At 39.4% G+C, this 21,699-nt stretch carries 12 protein-coding genes; 8 read left to right on the plus strand and 4 right to left on the minus strand.

What is annotated here, in order from left to right; genetic code table 11:
- Positions 1–10: 10 nt before the first annotated feature.
- The gene (locus OXPF_RS13530; protein ID WP_054875757.1) at positions 11–877 is read right to left on the minus strand and encodes a hypothetical protein; all 867 of its coding nucleotides are present in this window, start codon (positions 875–877) and stop codon (positions 11–13) included.
- A gap of 130 nt (positions 878–1,007) precedes the next feature.
- Entirely contained in the window at positions 1,008–2,120 is a 1,113-nt protein-coding gene (locus tag OXPF_RS13535; protein ID WP_054875758.1) for a DUF5050 domain-containing protein, read from the minus strand.
- 171 nt (positions 2,121–2,291) lie between these two features.
- Between OXPF_RS13535 and map the strand changes: the two genes are divergently transcribed.
- The 3 genes from map to OXPF_RS13550 all read left to right on the plus strand — a co-directional run bounded on the left by map (position 2,292) and on the right by OXPF_RS13550 (position 6,105).
- Complete coding sequence (gene map / locus OXPF_RS13540) at positions 2,292–3,038, plus strand: type I methionyl aminopeptidase (protein ID WP_054875759.1); 747 nt, start codon at positions 2,292–2,294, stop codon at positions 3,036–3,038.
- Positions 3,039–3,254: 216 nt separating this feature from the next.
- Positions 3,255–3,626: an ArsR/SmtB family transcription factor gene (locus OXPF_RS13545; protein ID WP_054875760.1), complete on the plus strand. Its 372-nt coding sequence runs from the start codon at positions 3,255–3,257 to the stop codon at positions 3,624–3,626.
- Positions 3,627–3,738: 112 nt separating this feature from the next.
- Positions 3,739–6,105, plus strand: a complete 2,367-nt coding sequence (locus tag OXPF_RS13550) for a heavy metal translocating P-type ATPase (RefSeq protein ID WP_054875761.1) — start codon at positions 3,739–3,741, stop codon at positions 6,103–6,105.
- A gap of 28 nt (positions 6,106–6,133) precedes the next feature.
- Here the strand turns inward: OXPF_RS13550 and OXPF_RS13555 are convergent, their stop codons facing one another.
- Entirely contained in the window at positions 6,134–8,107 is a 1,974-nt protein-coding gene (locus OXPF_RS13555) for a penicillin-binding transpeptidase domain-containing protein (RefSeq protein ID WP_054875762.1), read from the minus strand.
- A gap of 245 nt (positions 8,108–8,352) precedes the next feature.
- On the opposite strand from OXPF_RS13555, the gene aroD reads away from it, so the two are divergent.
- Both aroD and OXPF_RS13565 read left to right on the plus strand, forming a co-directional pair.
- Complete coding sequence (gene aroD / locus OXPF_RS13560) at positions 8,353–9,126, plus strand: type I 3-dehydroquinate dehydratase (protein WP_054875763.1); 774 nt, start codon at positions 8,353–8,355, stop codon at positions 9,124–9,126.
- A 124-nt stretch (positions 9,127–9,250) separates the two neighbouring features.
- A complete protein-coding gene (locus OXPF_RS13565; protein ID WP_242854410.1) occupies positions 9,251–11,023 on the plus strand; it encodes a flavin monoamine oxidase family protein in 1,773 nt (590 codons plus the stop codon).
- A 239-nt stretch (positions 11,024–11,262) separates the two neighbouring features.
- Here OXPF_RS13565 and OXPF_RS13570 read toward each other — a convergent pair whose 3' ends face one another.
- Positions 11,263–12,972, minus strand: a complete 1,710-nt coding sequence (locus OXPF_RS13570) for a methyl-accepting chemotaxis protein (RefSeq protein ID WP_054875765.1) — start codon at positions 12,970–12,972, stop codon at positions 11,263–11,265.
- A 570-nt stretch (positions 12,973–13,542) separates the two neighbouring features.
- On the opposite strand from OXPF_RS13570, the gene OXPF_RS13575 reads away from it, so the two are divergent.
- The 3 genes from OXPF_RS13575 to OXPF_RS13585 all read left to right on the plus strand — a co-directional run bounded on the left by OXPF_RS13575 (position 13,543) and on the right by OXPF_RS13585 (position 21,587).
- A complete protein-coding gene (locus OXPF_RS13575; RefSeq protein WP_054875766.1) occupies positions 13,543–15,522 on the plus strand; it encodes a VWA domain-containing protein in 1,980 nt (659 codons plus the stop codon).
- A gap of 105 nt (positions 15,523–15,627) precedes the next feature.
- The gene (locus OXPF_RS13580; protein ID WP_054875767.1) at positions 15,628–19,011 is read left to right on the plus strand and encodes a tubulin-like doman-containing protein; all 3,384 of its coding nucleotides are present in this window, start codon (positions 15,628–15,630) and stop codon (positions 19,009–19,011) included.
- A 242-nt stretch (positions 19,012–19,253) separates the two neighbouring features.
- Positions 19,254–21,587, plus strand: a complete 2,334-nt coding sequence (locus tag OXPF_RS13585; protein ID WP_054875768.1) for a hypothetical protein — start codon at positions 19,254–19,256, stop codon at positions 21,585–21,587.
- Positions 21,588–21,699 lie beyond the last annotated feature (112 nt).

Below are 21,699 nucleotides of genomic sequence, written 5' to 3' on the forward strand. Positions count from 1 at the left end.
ATTATTTTTATCAATGTTGTTTATGAAAACCGGTTTTTAAAGTATACTTCTCAATCAAAATAAATGCTATTATAAATATTTCATATATAATTAATGTGTAAAATAAATCCCATCCATCCTTTATAATCAATATATTCATTTTTGCGAAGATGCCGTTAGCTATAGGTGAAACAAATAGTGGTATGATTTTCCAATACCATTTTTTTAGTATACATGTGAATAATACCAAAATAAAAGCTTCAATTAAGCTATAGGAAAAGGCAATTATAATGCTGGATTTGTATAAATTACCGGCAAAGTTGTTAATGTAACTCAGCTGGTAATATTGTTTTCCTGAAAGCAATAAAATAGGAGCCGGTATGTGTGCGATTACCAGGGCAGAAAAATACAATGTGAAATACCTGATGAATCCGGAACAGTTCTTTACAAGCTTATTAAACCATTTATGGCAAATGGGAAGATATGTAAAGACGACAAAAGCAGTCATGTAATATCTCCACCAGTACTGCTCATATAATTGAAATTTTATAAATATGTATTCTAAAAATATAAAAAAAGCTGAAACAAATAATACCCAGCCATATCCCAATGAAAATGCGACCATTATAATAGTTATTGTAGGGTAAAGTGTTGTATTTAGTAAAAGATGTCCTAAAAGGTTCTGAGCCCAGGGATCTGAAAACAAACCAGTATTATAAACATAAGCGTTAAACAAGCCCAGTACAAAAAATTCTCCTACCCATGCAGAACCTGCCGCGGCTAAATAAAAAATACAGAGAGTGGAAGGATTATAACTGCTTCTTTTCTTATATATAATAATAGCTGTGATCACCAGGCTGCCCAAAGCTAAATAAATGTACCAAAGTAAGTTCTGCATAATCAACCTCGGAAAATATAATTTATAAAATATTGTCGAATATACATTTTATTTTTTACTTTTAAGTTGTCATCTATTCAGCTAAAATCATTTAAATATAAATTATTAAAGGCAGGATAATTTCCCGCCTTTAATATGTTTCCTTCCATAAAAGCTCTTTCGCTGTGCCGTCTGTTTTTATTTTATAATGTTGGCTATCCACACCATACGTGTCGAAAATTTGATAGTAAATGTAATTTCCTGCTATATTTATTGCCGGGGGCCTTCCGTCAAAGTCGGATGATAAAATATCATCGCATAATTTTATTCTGCCGGTGCCGTCAGTTTTAATTTTATATACATTGTAATCCCAGTCTCCTAAGGATTTCAAATAATATATCCAATCTCCCGAGACATTTACAAAGACAGAGTCGTCATCACTGAGCTTTGTATTTTCAGTACCGTCAGCTTTTATTCTGTATAATTTGTTGTTATCCTTGCCGTTGGCATAGTAAATGTAGTCTCCTGCAATATTGAAATCAAAAAGCATTCCCTCAAAGCATTTAACCCTGCCGGTGCCGTCGGTTTTTATTTTGTAAAGCTTGAACTCATCAGAATAATTGTTGTAGTAAATCCAACCGTTCTCTATATCTATACAGGGATACATATAATATGGTCCCAAGTCATCATTGCTAAGCTTAGTCAAGCCTGAACCGTCGGTTTTTATTTTGTAAAGCTTGAATTGAAACAGCTCCCCGTCATCTGCTGTAAGGGATTGCCCGTTGCCGGAAAATCTGCAGAAATAAATCCAATCTCCTGAAACTGTCACGCCTGAAATAGGTCCGTCATTTCTGTATATTTCCTTATCATTTGTACCATCCGCTTTCATTTTGTGTATGTCTGTGCCGTCACTGCTGTAATAAATCCAATCATTTGCTGCGCTTATATAATAGCGGCCGGTGCTGTTTAGTTTTGTTTTATTTGTACCATCTGACGTCCACCTATATAAGCCGTCTTCAATATAACCGTAAACCCAGTTGCCCTGCTGTGCAAGCAAACCGTTATTTATAATATTGCCTGTGGTGTTGCCTTTGGCTTCATATTTAGATGCGGCTCCTCCAGTTACCAGGCACATGATAGCCAGTGCCGCTACCAATGAAGTTTTTGCCTTGGCCGGAATCTTTATATAATTACTTTTTTTACAGTAATTGCTGCAGGATGCTTGTACATTATCTGTTTTTAAACCCTGTCTATTATAAAACAAATCCTCATCCCCCTGCTCTTTAAAGTATATAAAACAAGAACATCTGTGTATTTAATATCATACCATATAATGTAAATTATTTCCAGCAATGCATTTTAGGGTAGATTAGATAAATATATAGTGTATAATGAAATTGGACAAAAAAAGAAAGAATATGGCAGGTGATAGACTATGACAATTGGATCCCAACAGGATTTGGTGGCTTTAAAAAATATAGGAAGCATTGTTGCAGAAGCCAGGGAAGAAATGCTTATGGCCGTTAAGCCGGGTATAACTACAAAAGAACTTGATATGATAGGCCTTAAGGTATTATCCCGTTATGGTGCAGTCTCTGCTCCAAAGCATGAATATAACTTTCCCGGAGTTACTTGTATAAGTATAAATGATGAGGTTGCCCATGGCATACCGGGCTCTAAGGTTATTGAAGAAGGGGATATGGTAAATGTGGATGTGTCGGCGGTATTAAACGGATATTTTGCCGATACCGGTGCTTCAGTGGTGGTGGAGCCGGCATCATCAATTAAAAATAAATTGTGCGAATGCTCATTGTCCGCCCTTCATAAAGGGATAGGCAAGGCTAAGGCAGGCACAAAGATAAACCAGATCGGCAGGGCTATTTATAATGAAGCCAGGAGCAAAGGATTTACTGTAATCCGGAATTTAACGGGACACGGAATAGGGAGAAAGCTTCATGAAGCTCCGGATTATATTTTAAATTATTGCGATATATTGGATACCCGTATTTTAAATGATGGCTTGGTATTAGCCATCGAAACCTTTGTTTCATCAGGGGCAGACAGGATTATTGAAGATAAAAACGGATGGACCTATAGAACTCCCGATAAAAGCCTTGTGGCACAATTTGAGCACACCGTAGTGGTGACAAAGGGGGAACCGGTCGTCCTTACTGCAGTATAAACAATAAATTCTATAAGTTATTTTAAAATTGAGCTGTAGATAATGAAGCTTTTGGCATTATTATTTACGGCTTTTTAATTTTGTAAAAAATAATGATTATTAGCTTTTTTTAGCAGATACTAATTTTAGCGGTTGCTATTTCTGTATTAACTGATATAATAATAACAGAACATATGAACAATTATTCATATATTAATATAAAGGAAGTGAAAAGAAATGGCTAAAGAGCTTGAACACATAGATAATTGCAACTGCAACATCATACATGAGGATGTAGTAAATGAAGTAAGGGAAAACATGCTGGAGGATAATCTGGCATATGCACTGGCAGAGCTTTTCAAAGTCTTCGGAGACCTTACAAGGGTGAGGATACTCTACGCTTTGTTTCAGACCGAGATGTGCGTATGCGACATAGCAGCGCTCCTTGGCATGAACCAGTCGGCCATATCACACCAGCTTAAGGTATTAAGGCAGACAAGGCTTATTAAATACAGAAAAGAAGGAAAAGTTGTTTACTATTCCCTTGATGATGAACATATACAGCAAATTTTTGATCAGGGACTCATACACGTGAAAGAAATCGTTTAAGTTTAGTTATTCTAAGTTGGGACATTTCGTCGAAGGGAAGTGCCGCCTTACTAAGTTGGGGACATTTCTCCAAAGGAGAAGTGTCGCCTTACATTAAAGAGGAGGGATTGGAGTGGAAGCTGCAGCAAGAAAGGAGCTAATTTTAGAGGGGCTTTGCTGTGCAAACTGTGCGGCAAAAATTGAAGCAAAGGTTAAAGAATTAGATGGGGTAAGCCTTGCAACAATAAATTTTGTAAACAAGACATTAATCATAGAGGCACAAAATACTGCCAATATAAATGAGATAATAGACAAGACAAAGGCAATTGTAAATAGAATAGAATCTGATGTAGTAGTAAAAGAAAAGACTATATTAAAGTCAGAAAAGAAAGTTTTGATACTTATGGGGCTTTGCTGCACTAATTGCGCAGCTAAAATTGAAAGAGAAGTAGCAAAATTGCCGGGCGTTAAATCAGCAGTAATAGATTTTACATCCCAAAGGCTGATCTTTGAATCGGACGGCAGTGAAAAAGTAAATATCATAGTAACTCAAGTAGAAAAAATAGTCAACCGGATTGAGCCGGATGTTAAAGTACTGCAGGAAGAAAAGGGAAAAAAAGTGAAATACCATGCCCACGATGAAGAGGAAGGTTCAATTAAAAATGAACTGATAAAGTCTGGTATTGGTGCGGCATTTTTCATAGTGGCTATTGTGTTTAATTTTTCATATTGGACAGAGTTTGCATTATTTTTAATAAGCTATTTATTAATAGGCGGAGAAGTTGTTTTAAAAGCGCTGAAGAATATTAAAAACGGTCAGATTTTCGATGAAAACTTCCTTATGACTATTGCTACCATTGGAGCTTTTGCCATATCGGAATTCCCCGAAGGGGTAGCCGTTATGCTCTTTTACCAGATAGGAGAGCTGTTCCAGAATTTAGCCGTCAACCGTTCCAGAAAATCAATTACAGAGCTTATGGACATTAAGCCTGAATTTGCAAATATAAAAATCAACGGAGAAGAAAGAAAACTGGACCCGGATGATGTTAGAATAGGCGATGTGATAATCGTAAAACCGGGCGAGAAGATTCCATTAGACGGCAAAGTTATAGCAGGTAAATCCATGGTGGATACCATAGCGTTAACAGGAGAATCTGTTCCTAGAGAAGTAGAGGAAGGCAGCGAGGTTCTAGCCGGTTTTATAAACAAAAACGGATTGCTGGAGATTGAGGTCACAAAGGAATTCGGAGAATCAACGGTATCAAAGATACTGGATATGGTACAAAATGCCACCAGCAGAAAGGCGCCGACAGAGAGCTTTATAACAAAATTTGCAAGATATTATACCCCTGTAGTGGTATTTTCAGCCCTTGCCATAGCAGTGATACCGCCTTTTGTAATACCTGGTGCAAGTTTTTCTGACTGGGTATACAGGGCTCTTGTATTCCTGGTAGTTTCCTGCCCCTGTGCATTGGTGGTATCAATACCCTTAGGATTCTTCGGGGGAATAGGCGGAGCGTCAAGAAAAGGCATACTGATTAAGGGCAGCAACTATCTTGAAGCTTTAAACAGCGTTGATGTAGTTGTGTTTGACAAGACGGGAACTTTAACTAAAGGAGTATTCAAGGTCACAAAGGTCAGCCCACAGGATGGGGTAACCCCTGAGGAACTGCTCACATTTGCAGCCTATGCCGAGAGCTATTCCAATCACCCAATAGCCACATCCATTTTAAATGCATATCAAAAAGATGTGGATAAAGAAGTAATCTCTGATTATGAAGAGGTTCCGGGACAGGGAATAAGTGTCAAGGTTGATGGCAAAGAGGTATTGGCAGGCAACTACAGGCTGATGGTAAGCAAAAATATACCCTATGAAAATGTGGATACCGCCGGTTCGGTTATCCATGTGGCAGTAGATAAAAATTACGCAGGAAATATAGTAATATCCGATGAAATAAAGGAAGATTCAAAAGAAGCCATAAGAGCATTAAAAGGAATTGGCGTCAAAAAGACTGTCATGCTGACAGGGGATAATAAATCCGTTGCTTCAAAAGTAGGTGCGGAATTGGGATTGGATGAAGTATATGCAGAGCTTTTGCCCGACCAGAAGGTAGAGAGGCTTGAGCTTATAGATAAAGAAAAGTCATCCAAGGGAAAGATGATTTTCGTAGGCGATGGCATAAACGATGCACCTGTTCTTGCCAGGGCGGACATTGGCTTTGCCATGGGAGGCCTGGGTTCTGACGCTGCCATAGAAGCCGCCGATGTTGTCATTATGACAGATGAGCCTTCAAAGGTTGCCGGTGCCATTAAAATAGCCAGGAGGACAAAGACTATAATCTGGCAGAACATCGTCTTTGCCATCGTTGTAAAAGTAGTAATCATGGCTTTAGGTGCGGGGGGACTGGCCACCATGTGGGAAGCAGTATTCGGAGACGTTGGTGTCACATTGATTGCAGTATTAAACGTCATGAGAGTTTTAAAAACAGATAATATTTAAAACAAAAAACCGCCGTGAGGCGGTTTTACTATTTACTTACTGTTATTGTAACTTTAGACCCTGTTTGTGCCAAGGTTCCGGGAGCCGGGGATACGGATGTAACCGTTGTGCCTGCCTTTTTGATTTCCACTTTAAAGCCGGCAAAATTCAATCTTTTTTCCGCATCCTTAGGAGTAAGGCCGCGTACATCGGGTATCTCAGCCATGCCGGATTCATCCTTTTCCATCGGGGAGATGTTTTTAACGGTAAATATATCCTTGAATATCTGGCCTGCCACAGGGGCTACTACCTGTCCTGCATAATAGTTTGAAGGGTCCGGTTCATCAATTGCCACATAAACAACAAACTGGGGATCTTCAACAGGAGCCATGCCTATAAATGTGCACACGTATTTTCCGTCTATATATTTTCCATTTTCTGCCTTTTGTGCCGTTCCTGTCTTTCCTGCAATGCGGTAGCCCTCTACATAAGCTGGTTTACCTCCGCCTACCGTTATAACTGTTTCGAGATATTCCATCAATTTATCGGCAATACTTTTATCCACTACCTGCTTTGCCATTTTTGGCTGTATCTCCATTTTTGATATTACATTTCCGTCATTGTCAGTGTCGGTGATGGATTTTACTATATGAGGCACCATCATTTTGCCTTCGTTGGCGATGGCTGCATAGGCAGCTGTCAATTGCATGGGTGTTGTAACAATGCCCTGCCCGAAGGATATGTTTGCAAGCTCTACGGGACCTACCCTGTCCAATGGTACTCCGTAGCCGCTTTCTTCAAAATGCACATCGATGCCCGTCTTGGTTTTAAAGCCAAAATCATCTATGTATTTATATAAGGTTTCCTTTCCCAATTGCTGGCCTAACATCATAAATCCCACATTGCTTGAGTACTGAAGCAATTCCGCAAAGTCTAAAACACCGTTCCCCGCCCTGTTCCAGTTATAAATTCTCCTGCCTGCGACAACCAGGTAGCCCGGGTCCTCAAACCGGGTGGAGTCATCTACGATGTTTTCGCTTAATGCCGCCGATGCCGTAACTATTTTAAATACAGAGCCCGGTTCATAAGTAAAAGTTACAGCCTTATTCTGCCATGTCTGTATCATTTCCTGGACAGTCTGGAAATTTTCCATGTTTCTTGGGTCGTTAGGGTCAAAATCCGGCTTTGTACTCATGGCAAGGACTTCTCCAGTTTTAGGATTCATGACTATGGCTGTCGCAGATTTTGCTTTGCTTGCGATAATTCCCTGCTCCAATGCCTTTTCAACATAAAGCTGTATTGCTGAATCTATTGTCAGCGTCAAATCGCTTCCGTTTACGGGAGCATTGTATTTTGATTCCGCATAGGGCAACTGTCTTCCAAAAATGTCCGTTTCGGTATGTATGGTTCCGGGGATGCCTTTGAGTTCCTTGTCATATTCCAGTTCAATGCCTTCCTGGCCTACGCTGTCCACATTGGTAAAGCCCAGGACCTGCGATAAAAAATTGCCGTTGGGATAAAATCTCTTTGTATCCTCGGAAACTATTATACCCGGCAGCTTTAATTCTTTAATTTGGACGCCCTTGTCGCTGTCAATCCTTCTTGCGATGGTGGCGCTGCTGGCCGGCATGCCGCTTTGTAGGGTGGCGTTAAGCTTTTTTAACACATCATCGGGACTTTGTCCTAAAATACCTGCAATCTGTGCTGCCATTGTGTTCTTGATATCGGGTTTTTCTTTTTCCACTCTTGCTACATCAGGCAGATATACATCCACGCGGCTGCAGCTGGCGCTCAACGCCAGCTTGGCACCGTTTCTGTCCTGTATTTCCCCGCGTTTGGCATCAACCTTTACTTGGCTGTTCCACTGGGATACAGCCAAGTTTTTAAGCCTTTCTCCGTCTATAATCTGGATTAATACCAGTCTTCCTAAGAGATATGTATATATTAAAAATACAAATATATAAAGAAAAATCATTCTTCTTCTGATAATCTTTTTTCTGTCAGGATTTTTTGATGTCTTCAAAATTCTGCCTCCTTTGGGTAACGGGTTAAAAATATAATGCAGCAATGAATCCTGTAAGGATTTATTATATCACAAATCCAATGTTCAGTATTAAAAAATTCTATATAAACCTTAATATTCCTGCTATCAGGTTAAAAGGAATAAGTTAAATAAATCGTGCAAACTTAACAATAATATTAATTTATATATTGTAAATGTAAAATTGTGATAAAATATAGAAAAACCTGAAAGTGGGGGTAAAGGGCATGCAAGAGGATGTCAAATTAGTTAAGGTAAAAGATGTGACCATAGGCGGAAAAGTGCCGGCTGTATGCATTCCTTTAGTGGCAAGGACAAAGGAAGAGCTGGTAACTGAATGTGAAAATATATCAGGCCTCAAACCGGATATCGTTGAATGGAGGGCGGATTATTTTGACGGCGCGGAAGATGAACAGGATTTAGTCAATGCCCTCATAAATATAAGAAATTTACTGCCGGATTATCCTGTGATTTTTACATGTAGGATGATTGAAGAGGGAGGGGTCAAGGCTATTTCCAAGGAAATAAGGGCTGCTATGGCCAAAACTGCAATAAGGTCAGGGCTTGTTGACATAGTTGACTTTGAATTGATTAACGGCGGTGAAATATTAGCCGGTATTATAGATGAGGGCCGCAAGGCTAATATATATGTTGTCGTTTCACATCATAATTTTGCGGCAACCCCGCCAAAGGAGGTAATTATAAATAAACTCCTGGATGCTCAAAACTTCGGTGGGGATATTGCTAAAATTGCAGTTATGCCTGAGGGGATGAAGGATGTGCTTACTTTGCTGGAAGCAACTCTTGAATTTAAGGAAAAGCATGCAAAAATTCCTTTTATAAGTATATCAATGTCAGGCAAAGGCGCAATTAGCAGAACAGCAGGGCATTTATTCGGCTCCTGCCTTACTTTTGCATCCGGCACCAAGGCGTCAGCTCCGGGGCAGATATCAATAGATGATTTAAGAACATCTATTGATATATTAAAGAGGTCTGTCTAAATGCCCCATGGTTTTAATCTTAAAGTTGACAATCCATAATTGATTCATATAATAAACTTTGATTTTCAAATTCTATAATAAATATTTAAAGGATTTAAATATAATACCATCACGCTCCTTCTGAATGAAGCATAAATTGAAATGTATAGAATTCATAGGGCGTGATAGGTTAATGCATTATACCAACATAAATGTCCCATATCAGGTTGATAATCCTACCCGTGAACAAAGGCACCAAATGCTGATGCAGCACCTCGTTGAAGAAGGAAGGCCGGAGGACTTTAAAAATATTATTGAAATTTTAAATCCGCCTCCTGATATAACAACGGTATGTCCAAAGGGCTATGGAAAGAATTCTAAAATTGCGGTAATCGGTGCCGGAGAAGCAGGGCTTTCGGCAGCATTTGAACTGAGAAAGATAGGTTGTAATATTACGCTGTTTGAAGCAGCCGGAAGAATTGGAGGCAGGATAAATACTCACTATTTTACTGATGATAAAAAGTATTTCGCAGAATTGGGGGCAATGCGTATACCCTTATCCCATGAAGCTACATGGCACTATATAAACCTGTTTAAACTAGAAACAAGTCCTTTTGTAATAAATAATATAAGAAATTTTTTTTATATAAGAAATGCACGTGCGGTAAATGATCCCCAGGGCTTGAGCGTTATGAAAAACATATATCCCCAATTTAGCCTTACACATGAAGAAAGAAAGAGGCCATGGCAGGCCCTTGAGGAGCTGGTGTTTTCTAAATACCTATACACCCTTTCACCGGATGAAAGAAGAGAGCTTATAGAAATTAAGCCCAAATACTCTTATAAGATACAGGAAAGGGATATGATGACCCGCAGAATGGCATATGAAGGCGCGGGACTTAGTCAGAGCGCCATATCAATGCTGGGCAATATGGCTCTGCTTGAGCAAAACCTCATAGGCCTGAGCTTTATTCAGCAGCTTCAGGAGATATATACTGCAGATTTCGGAGCTACCTATTACATCAACGGAGGCATGATAAAATTACCTCTGGCATTGTATGGAGCACTGTGCGATGATACAACCGATGCATATGTTAATATAAGCAAAGATGAGCTTGGGCAAGTAAACTTCAAAATAGGTTTTGCAGTAGATGGAATATACGGATCCCCTGAGGGAGATGGGGTAATACTTCAATATAGAGACGGAAAACGTGGCGGCTGTTATTATGAAAAATTTGATTACGTAATATGTACCATGCCATTTTCAAGCCTGAGAAGGGCAAAAATAAATCCTTTATTCAGTGAGGAAAAATCCCAGGCAATCATAGAACTTAACTATGAAAATGCCCAGAAGACCTTCTTTTTTCTTAAAGACAGGTTTTGGGAATATGGTAATCCATGTACAAGAATAGTTGGGGGGAACACCTTAACAGATCTTCCCAATACTTCGGTTTTTTATCCCTCCGATCATGCAATGCCAATACCAAATTTGAAAAATGGCTGGACTCTCCGGCCCGGTGCATCACCGTCGGAGCCCGGCGTATTGCTTGCAAGTTATAACTGGTCCATGGATGCCGATAGGATTGGGAATGAATACCCCAGCCTGAGAATTGATGACATTAAAGGATATATTGAAAGGATTCATGGACTTCCCTTCGAGTATATAGATAATAAATTTATATCTTCCATAACCTTCAGATGGGGGCAGGTGCAGTATATGTGGGGAGGAGCTGCAATTATGAAGCCGCAGGATAAGATACTTTTCTCATATGTTGTCACATTGCCTGAAATGAATGGCAAAGTATTTTTTGCAGGTGAACACATATCTCAAAAACATGCATGGCAGCAGGGATCATTTCAAACAGCAATGGTTGCTGCCAATAAGGTTGCAGAGAGAATAAAAGCTAAAAAAAGTTAATCAAGATCAAATCATGGAGCAACTCGGGAACATATAACTTCTATATAAGCACTTCATTTAGATTAATTAATATCATTAACAGCATAAAAGATAGATTGTCTTGGTGACTGGTCTATCTTTTATACTGCCGATGATATTATGTTTGTACCGTGGGGCTGTCGCATTTGAAACAACATAAATGAGCACAGTAAATGCAGTGTGTCAAATGAGACAGCCCCATTCTACGGCGCAGAAAAATTTTACACTTTAAATTTCTTAACTAAATTATTAAGTTTCTCAGCAAGCTCAGCCTGATTCAGCGCCGATTCTGATACTCCTTCTATGGCTATTGTCGTTTCGTTCACGCTTGCTAATATTTCTTCAGTACCGGCAGCAGATTGCTGAGCCGTTGCAGACACTGTCTCAACAGCGCCGCCAACTTGTTCTATAACCTCAGACATTGAGGTTGCTGCTGCAGATATTTCATGGGACATTTTACTTATAAATTCCGCATCTTTCTCATATTGGACCCCTGTCTCCATGAACAGCTCATAGTCGGACTTAACATTGCTTTCAATGAAACTTAAAATGTCACCGGCATTTTGTGACAGGTTGTTAAAAGCTCTATGTACCTGGGATACAACATTCTGAATACTGGATACCGTATCTGAAGATTGCTCGGCAAGTTTTCTTACCTCATCGGCGACAACTGCAAATCCTCGCCCCTGTTCGCCTGCCCTGGCGGCTTCAATGGCTGCATTTAAAGCAAGAAGGTTTGTTTGTGCGGCGATGGATGCAATGGAATCGGCCATAACTCCAACTTCTTCCACAACCCTTCCTTCTTCTATGGCTTTAATTATTTTTGCCTGCTTTTCATTAAATATAGCTTCAGTAGTTTCAATGGATTTGGCTGCTTTTGATTTAATTTCTGTTGCGCGTTTTTTAATATCCTGGGAAGATATATTTCCGTCATTTGCTTTATTGGCAAGTTCGGCTGTTGTTGAGCCTATTTCTTCAGCAGATGCATTTACTTCTTCAGTTGTTGCGCTTAAGTCCTGGGCTCCTTTTGAAATTTGTATTGTGGATTCATTGATCCCTTCCATCTGGGATGATATTTCTTCCATTGTCGCCGATACTTCTTCGCTTATCGCACTTATTTCCTGGGCTCCTGATGCTATTTCATTTATTAAATCCCTGACGTTTTTAACTGAACTATTTAAAGCGCCGGCCAGGTTTCCTATTTCATCTTTTGATTTGATATCTATTGTATGAGTAAAATCGCCATTTCCTACGGAATGGGCAAACATTACAACTTTTTTCAATTGCCTTGATATTATTAATGATAATGTAAAGCCCAAAGCTATAGCTAGCACAAAAGCGGCAACAACAATAATTGTCATTTTGTATGACGATGATTTAAATATATTTTGATTTTCCTTGTTGGCATTTTCCGCTTCTGTAATATTTTGAGCAATTAATTTATCAAGGGTATCCGACATGTCTTTTTCAATCTTTAGAGTATCGTCAAAACTGGTTTCAGCTTCTTCATACTTTTTATCGTTTACCAGCTGGATAACTTTGCCGTATGAATCCCTGTAATCGGCAACCAGCTGTTTAAACTGATCGAATAATTCACGTTCGCTGTCTTCAGCTATCTCTTCAAAAGCCGCCATCATCTCGTTATTATTATCCCTGAGTTCGTTAATATGCTCCTGGATTGATGTGATTTGATTTTCATCCTTTGCATAAAGCAAAGACAAGATGTCTGAATTGAATTGGGCAAAATTACTTTTGATAGTGATGAGCTCCTGTATGGACATAAGATTGTTACTATACATATCCGCAGCGTTTTTATTGATTTTATCCATATTAGACAATCCAATATATCCAACTGCTCCGACAAATATTGATATTAGAATAAATGCTGCCGTAAACTTTACTGCAATTTTAGTGTTGTTAAGCCAATTCATTTATAGTCCCCCTTAAAGTCTAATATTATTAGTATATTAAATTCAAAATATTAATGCAATTTTCCCATATAAGGTATACCCTGTCATGAAAATTTATCTAGGTATTGTAGAACGGATTTAATATAATTTGAAACACAGTACTAACCTGCTTTTATAATTTTACTTAAAAAGTTTTCTGTTATCAATAATAATTATTATTTAATAAATTATACTTATTATAACACGCTATTTTCTTTTTTCAATATCTATAATTCGACAATGCATTCTATATAAATATAAACCAGGTTAACGCAGGTTTATGCATAGCCTTCTTATGGCGGTAAGAGCTGAAAATTGTGATTAATCCATTATGTATATAGAAAGATGAGTCCGGTCTACTAAATAATTGATTAATAGGAAAAGTATATGCTAAACTACAGATATGATGGATAAAATTTATACAAAATAAAGTAAAAAAATGAAGACAATTTGTATTTTTTCACGTCTAATTTAAATAAGCTATGTCAATATGTGCTGTAAAACTATATAAGAACATTAATTATGACCATATAAATCCGGAGGTACTGGAATATGAAAAAATTAAAGCTGCTGTTATTATTGTCCCTATTTATTATTTTTCAGGTTTTTTTCCCATTTGCAGCTCACTCACAATCGGATGGCGGATCTAAAATCGATGCGGTAATTGTCCTTGACTCCAGCGGGTCCATGGAAAAGAGCGACCCTAAAAGCATAAGCTTTGAAGCTGCAAAAATGTTTATCGATATGTGCTCTGTGGAGGGAGACAGAGTGGGGATAATTGCATACAGCGACAGGATAATAAAGCAAACTCCCCTTAAGGAAATTAAATCGGCAGATGATAAAAGTGAGCTGAAGGATATAATATCTTCAATACCTAAAAAATCTGCAACGGATATAGGGCTGGGTCTTAAAGCAGCCGTACAGATGCTTGACGGAAGTAATGACCCTTCAAAGAAGCCTTTGATTATACTTCTGTCCGATGGAAAGGCAGAGCTTTCCGGAAGCTCCAGGACAAAGGCGCAATCGGATGCCGATAAAAATGAAGCTATGCAAATAGCCTCCTACAAGGGTTATCCAATATACACAATAGGTTTGAATGCAGACGGTACGGTGGACCAGGATGAGCTTAAGCAAATATCATCTTCGACAAATGCAAAAACTTTCATTACGGATACTCCGGACACCTTGCCCCAGATACTCAGTGAAATATTTGCAGACAATCTGAAATTAAAAATTGTAACACCGGGGTATGTAAACGGCACCGGAGAATATCAGGACGTGAAAATTACCATACCGGACAGCAGTGTTGTGGAAGCCAATATATCTCTTCTGTCCCAAAGCCCTGTCGAAGTGAAGCTCTTTGACAGCAGCGGCCAGGAGCAGACTATACCCTCAGATAATATATACTATTCCATATCCAGCAGTTATTCACTGATTAAAATAATCAATCCTCAAAAAGGTGATTGGACTCTTAAGGTAAAGGGCTTATCGGGGGATAAAATAAAAATAAATCTAATATTTAATTATGATTTGAAGGTGAATATGGAGCTTTCACCTCCCGGTGAATACCATAAGGGAGATATGGTCAATGTGACATCTTATCTTTCAAGCAATGGCCAGAGGCTTCAGGATATAGAAGCCTATAAAGATATGAAGGCATATCTTATGATAAAGGATATTGACAGCGGCACAGAGGAGAAAATAGACCTTTCCCTGTTAAGTGACAGCTTTACCGGCAGCTTCACACTTAAAGAAAACCATAAATATGAGGTTAAAGCCGTCGTGGATTCTGAAAGCTTTTTAAGAGAGAGCGAGAGCATTATACTGGAGGCAGGCAACCGCCCTCCGGTAATTTCAAACCCTCTAAAGAATATAAGGCTCCGTGCAGGTCAAAAGAAAACCATAGACCTGTCCAGGATAATTACCGACCCGGACGGAGATCCTTTGGTATATGAAGTATCTATTGATAATCCGGACAAAGCTGATGCTTCCATAAATGGAAGCATGCTGGCCGTAACCGCTAAAGCCAGCGGAGATGCAGTTTTAACCATTACTGCCGAAGATGGCAGCGGAGGGAAGTCGGACCTGGCCGTCACCCTTGCTATAGTGCCGATAATAGTATACATAGTTATGGGGATTTTGCTGGCTGCCATAATACTGTTTGCGGCTCTTGTACTTCCAGCAATTCTGAAGGCCAGAAAGCCCTTTGTAGGGCAGGTGATGGTAGAAGTCAGGGACCTTGATACAAACAAAATATCATCCCCACAGTACAGGAGGCTGGACACATACAGGGGCAAAGTAACCCTGTATCAACTGCTGCAGCTTCTTCCCGAATATAAGGAAGGAGAGAAGATAGTGCTGACTCCCGGCAGAAACGATAATGTTATAATTAAAAATATGTCCCCGGGGACCATTGAGAAGACAGGTAGAATAATTGACGCTTCCAGGGGATATGAACTTAAATTTAATGAAAGGATCACCATAAACCTTTCCACAGTCCATAAGAGCATAACTGTTGAGTATTTTAATTGAGGAAGCTTGAAGGAACTGCACGAATTTTAATCATGCAATTTTTTTCAAATGCAACAGACGTTCATTTAAGATAGAAAAACTTTAAAGATGAGGATGTGATTAAAAATGAGACCTGCCATTAAAGAACATATACAGCAGCTGGATGTAAAACTTGGCGGAGGTATTGTAAGTGAGAAGATAAGAGTAAATACAATAAATAATCCCATGCTGGTAATAGGTATCGGAGGTACGGGCAACGACGCCCTTTTAAGGCTCAAATACCAGATAAACAGGAGGTTCAGGCTGCCTGAAGACCCTATCACTAGAAGGAAGAAGGAGAAGCCGGACAACATTGAATTTCTGGCCTTTGAAACAAATCAGAGAGACGCCGGAAACAAGTATAAGGGCATAAAGCTCGACTCTATAAATGAACTTGTGCTCCTATCCAATGCGGAAATAGGGGGCATTCTCCAGAACCGCAGCGTACTGGATCCGTGTATTTCCGAGTGGCTGTCGCCGGAGCTTATTATAACCGACGGCATGAATGGCGCCAATGGCGTGAGACAGGCAGGCAGGCTGCTTTTATTTACCAAGATAATGCCAGTTATTAAAAGTATAGAAAAAAAGATAGATGTGCTTTTAAAGGGAACAAGCGAAAAGCTTATGGTTTTCATATTAAGCGGTTTGTCCGGCGGGACCGGCAGCGGGTGCTTCCTTGATATAGCCTATATTGTCAGGGGCCTCATGGAGAAAAAATACGGCACTGCCGGCGTCGACAGGGTCAACATTTTAGGATACCTTTTTACTCCAGATATAAACCTTGACAGGATAGGGAACAACAGCCATACCTGCGATTATGTCATAAAGAATGGCTATGCGGCATTAAAGGAACTGGATTACTGGATGAATGTGGATGAGAGGGGCGAAAGGTTTAAGCAGAACTACAGGGATATTCTCACCGTAGACTCACCCATGCCTCCTTTTAACCTGTGCCATCTTATTTCCGCCACCAATACCGAAGGTAAGCTCCTTGACAATGCATACGATTACTGTCTCAATGTTACTGCGGAAAACATAACGAATTTCATGGCCGATGAGGAAAAGCATTCGGGAGAGGAATTTGCAATCCATGATTATATAAGCAATATTAATACCAATATTGCCCAGATGGCAAGACCTTACTCTGCAAATTACAAATACAATATAATAGGTGCCTCGTCAGCAGATCTTCCTATAGAAGAAATAACCACATACCTCGCATACAGGCTCTTTAAGAAAATGGAGAAAATGTTTAAAAATGCCCCAAACCAGCAGGATGTGGAGGAGTTTGTAAGGTCTCTTAAGCTTGACAAGGAATTTGTGGCCAGAAGGTTCCAGCAAAATGTTCCGGAACCGCTGGTAGGATATAACCACAGTGAAAGGCTTAGCCATTATAATATAGTAAAGACCAGGTCGGTAAACATAGATTTTGAACTCCAGGGTTTTCTGGAGAAGGCCAGGGAGGAATACATAAAGGCTAAGAGGCAGCTGCCCGGCGAATATCTTGCGGAATTCAACGACCAGGTGCGTAGGATATTTTTAAATGCAGACCAGGGTCCTTTCTATGCCTCCAGGCTTATATTTTCGACATCCGGTTTCTGCCTGCTAAAGACCATAGAGGCCTATATTGAATCCTTAAAGGAGATGTTAAAAAGATATCCCCAGGATATAGAGAGCCTCCGGTATAATGCGGATGAAAAAATGGCAGAGGCCATGAAAGCTATAATAAATAAGGAAAAGAAGAAAAATGACTATATAGAGGCCAAAATAAATGAATATTACCTAAGGGCCGACGAGGAACGTATAAAGCAGATGATGGAGTTCTTCCAGGATGTCCACAGCCTCTTAAACAGTGAAAATTCCAGAATATATAACGTGTTTACAGAGGTACTAAATACATTGAACCAGATTTTTGAGGAGAACGGAAATATTCTGGTCACCGGCAAGGAAACGGAATATAAGGAGAACAGGACATATCACTGGAATATCGTAAGCATCCCCGATGTTTTAAAGACTATAGACGAAGTTATGGACGAGAAGGATGAAGACGACCTTATACGTTTCTTTACAAAAGAGCTGCTGGGCAAATCAGCAAACTGGGTAAGGGAGCAGGACATAGATATAATAGGCTCAATAAGCGATTTCATGTCAGACAGTTTCGGGGATTTGATCACAAAATCCATGGAGGAGTTCCTTGTAATTAAATACGGGAACGATGAGATGATAGATAAGCTCATAGAGAGGAATATTGCCAAAAGGCTGGACGATGACGCAGTCCCGGTATTTTATTTAAGCAACAGCAGCGGAAATTTAAACCTGCCCTCCTGGGGATTTGTATCCATACCTCAAAAGGCGCCGGAAATATTAAAGGGTATAAATAATTATAAGACCAACGCCCTGGGTAAATCCAATTTTACCGTAAAAGAGAGCGAGGTTAAAAACCGTATATTCTGGCTTAATACAAAAAATGGAGTACCCCTTTATGCATATTCGCCTCTTAAAATTTATGAAGAGGCATATGAGAAGACAATACTTGAAAAGGAAGGCATAGGCCGCCACCTGGTACAGACCAGGGAAAACAACTGGACCTACCTGCCTTCACCCATACCCCAGAGGTCATGGGGGGATACTTACTATAATAACAGGGTAAAGGGTTATAACCAGGAGCTTGCCCAGGTTTTTGAAAAAGCCCTGAAGCAGGGGTGTATCAGGGAAAAGGACGGATCCGACGGCTCTAACAACAGGTATAATTATATAGTTACCAAGCCTTTTAAACTTCAGCCCTTCCTGGCAAAATTTGAAATGCAGCTTCCCAGCGGGCAGATGAACTTTTCTGAAATGAAAAGATGCCTGTTAGCCCTTAAGAGTCTCGTAGAGGATGGTATCGAAAGGGATTATTCAAAGGACTTGTTTGACAGCTATAACAAAGAGAGGGCCATGGAAAATTTCGCACGCTCACCCCAGGCAATAAAACTGGTTAAGGCAGAGCTTAATAAGTATGACGAAATACTTTTAAAAATTCAGGAGCTGGATTCTGCCCTTAAGGCTGTTGAAAAAGAAAATACAATGCTGGAGCAGTTTATAGAAGCAATGTACACCGGCACCATATTTAAAAAGGGAGCAATGTATGTATACGATAAGGAGCCGGAGGAAGAGGAGTGGGAGCCCTTTGTAAACCTGCTCAAGGTTAAAAAGTATCCTGAATTTGAAATATACAGTAAATTTTGCAGCCTGGATGAAAAACACAAAGGCCAGGTATTAAGAAAGTCCGAAAAAAGGAGCAAAGAGTTAGGGGCTCTGGAAGACACGACACAGCTTTTAAATACAATAAACGGTATGATAGCAGCATATGCGGAATCCCGGGAGGAACTTGGATACAGCAGGGATGAGCTTATAAACGGCAACGAAATGTACGATTTTTATAAAAAAGTATTAACTAAATTGAATGATTTAAAAAGGAATTTGCAATAGTTGTAATTTAAGAGGCTGTTGCATTATGAACAACGTAAATGAGCATTATGAGAGTTCTTTAAAAGTTCTTGGTGACGCTGCCGAAGAAAAATACTTAGAATTTTAGATTGTCTGAGCGAATGAAGTTTAAAAATTCTTGTATTTTCAAGGCAGGGAGCCTTAGAACTTGCAGAACTTGAACATAGCAATTGAGTGTTCAAAATGCAACAGCCCCAATACTATACAATTCCGGGAGGGCTTCCATGGATGATTTGTTAAATAACTATGCTGCTTTATATGAGGCATCTGTAGACAGGAAGATAAACGGCGGCGATGAACAAAGGGCCGTTTATAATCCGGTGATATTTTTGTTCGTCGGAGACAAAATATCAGATTCTATAAACTCAATAAAAAATGAGATCGACGTCAAGTGGAATAACAGCAACGGTGTGCTGTATTTTCATATATACAGAGCAGCACCTGTTGAAGACAGCAGCCTGTTTCGCATGGGTATACCCCTTGAGTCCTCCGATTTACACAAATACAGGAAGTCACTGTACAGGGGATTTTATGATAATGAGAGCCTCCTTATAGAGTTTAATCAAAAGATAAGGCAAGCCAAGGCCAGGCTTCAGCAATACGGGAGGATGTACTCAAGCTTTGAAAAAGTAAATCTTTGTGTAATTACAAGGGTGGATGACCCTTTGAATGTATTAATTCCTGAAATAACCCTGCTTTTTAAATCAAAGCTCTATGATGATTTTAAAATGGTGAGCGCCGACCTGTACGGACTTATAGCCGAAAGCAATGAGAATGATGACTTTGGATATGCGTCAGCCATATCTGTGGCTTTTTTCAAGGAGATAGAATATTTTCAGGGAAGGGAATATTCTTTTAAGGCACCCCTGGAGGTTTTAAATGAAGGAGTAAGGCTGGATATAACAAATGGAAATGCGCCGGTCTTCGACCTTATATACCTCCTTGGCGACAAGAATGAAGACGGTATAATTCCCCCAAAAGCCATGGAGAGAAATTACAGGGCAATATCCTACATTTGCCTTTTAAAGAATAAAATCATAAGCCCTGCGGGAAATGAACCGGACAATGAACAATATAATAATGAATATTTTAAAAAGAGCATTTCTGCCGGCGGAAAGGGACAGGTATATGCAAGCGCCGGCATATCATGGGTTAAGCGTCCAAACAGTGCAATAGCCCTTGCGGTTTTATATCATTACTACAGACATTATATGGATAGGCTTAAGGAAAATACAAACAAGAATTTACAGGATACTTTAAGAATTTTAAGGCTGGACGAAGCCTCGCTGGATATGAAGACAGGCGAAGTCATTCCAGAGGATGGCATACAGGACGGTATGATGGCTATTATGTCTTTAAATGTATCACCTTCCGCCCTTGAAGGAATGACATTCCAGGAAGCCGAAGTAAAGATCTACGGAGACAGCTGCATGAGATATTTCAATGAGAATTTTGAGAAGGCTTCATTTAAAAGACTGGAGGATATAAAGCTTGAGGGTGAAATAAATGCACACATAGAGAAAAATATAGTTAACAGTCATGAATACGGACTGTATTGCGGATATATGTGGACCTCAAAGGATATAGTATCCGAAGCGTTGAGCGATGTATATAAAGATATTCAAAAGAAAATTGACAGGCTTCAGGCCGAGCTTAAGGATGTATACAGCCAGAGGGTTGTATTGAGTCCTGTGCACAAGCTGTTTTTCTATAAAAAGCAAGGGTTAATGGATATAAAAAGAAAGCTTATTGAGGATGTATATATACGCAAAAGAGAAATAGCAAGCCTTATGATAAAACAAAGGATAGTATTAAAATACGAGGCTGCCATAGAAAAAATACACCGGGAGATTGAAAAGAAAATATATGAATTGGAAAGCCTTGAATCTCTCATAGTTGATGCTTCAAGGAAAAACATTGCGGCAGCCGACAGTTATCTTGGACAGAATATAAATGAATATTACGGAAAGATCGTAGATGATGTTGTTGAAGATCTTTCAAACAAATGGGGCTCAAAATTCTATTTTGACGAAAGGTTTGCAGGATACCCGGAAAGTGCAGAAATGCTCCTTAAAAGACTTATCGAAAACTCCAAAAAGTATATACTGGACAGCCCCAAATTTATGGAGCCATTTGAAGAGGAGCTTTTACACAGGGCCAATATATCTTCAGAGTATGGAGAAAAGGTATTGTCTGAAGAAGAACTTTTTAAAAACCTGTACAGCATACTTGAAAGGGATGCCAGGGTGAGTACATATATAATGGAATATTCTGCTAAACACAGGCACGAAGAAAAATACTTTTTCGGAGACTATTACAGCCTCTTTATACAATATGGATTTAAGATAGACCAAAAAACCAGGACCTACAGGCTGGGATGTGTCCACGAAAAGAGGACCAGCGGAATTGAAAAATTAAACCTCATGGGAGGTTTTACTATAGAAAGCCTGGTGTATGCCAGGAACTCTGCTAAATATTATAATACATATGAAAAGGAAGGGTTCGAGCTCCACGGCATTGACAAAGAGCTTCTGCCCGATGTTGAGTTTAATATATAATTATATATAGTGTACCTGCAAGTTTTTAATGCTCGATGCGCCTTAAATGGCCCTGACCTTGTTTTAAGTTTTAAAAATGGGTCATTTTAAAAGCAAAGAGCACAAAAACTTG

Source organism: Oxobacter pfennigii, assembly GCF_001317355.1.
GTDB classification, from domain to species: domain Bacteria; phylum Bacillota; class Clostridia; order Clostridiales; family Oxobacteraceae; genus Oxobacter; species Oxobacter pfennigii.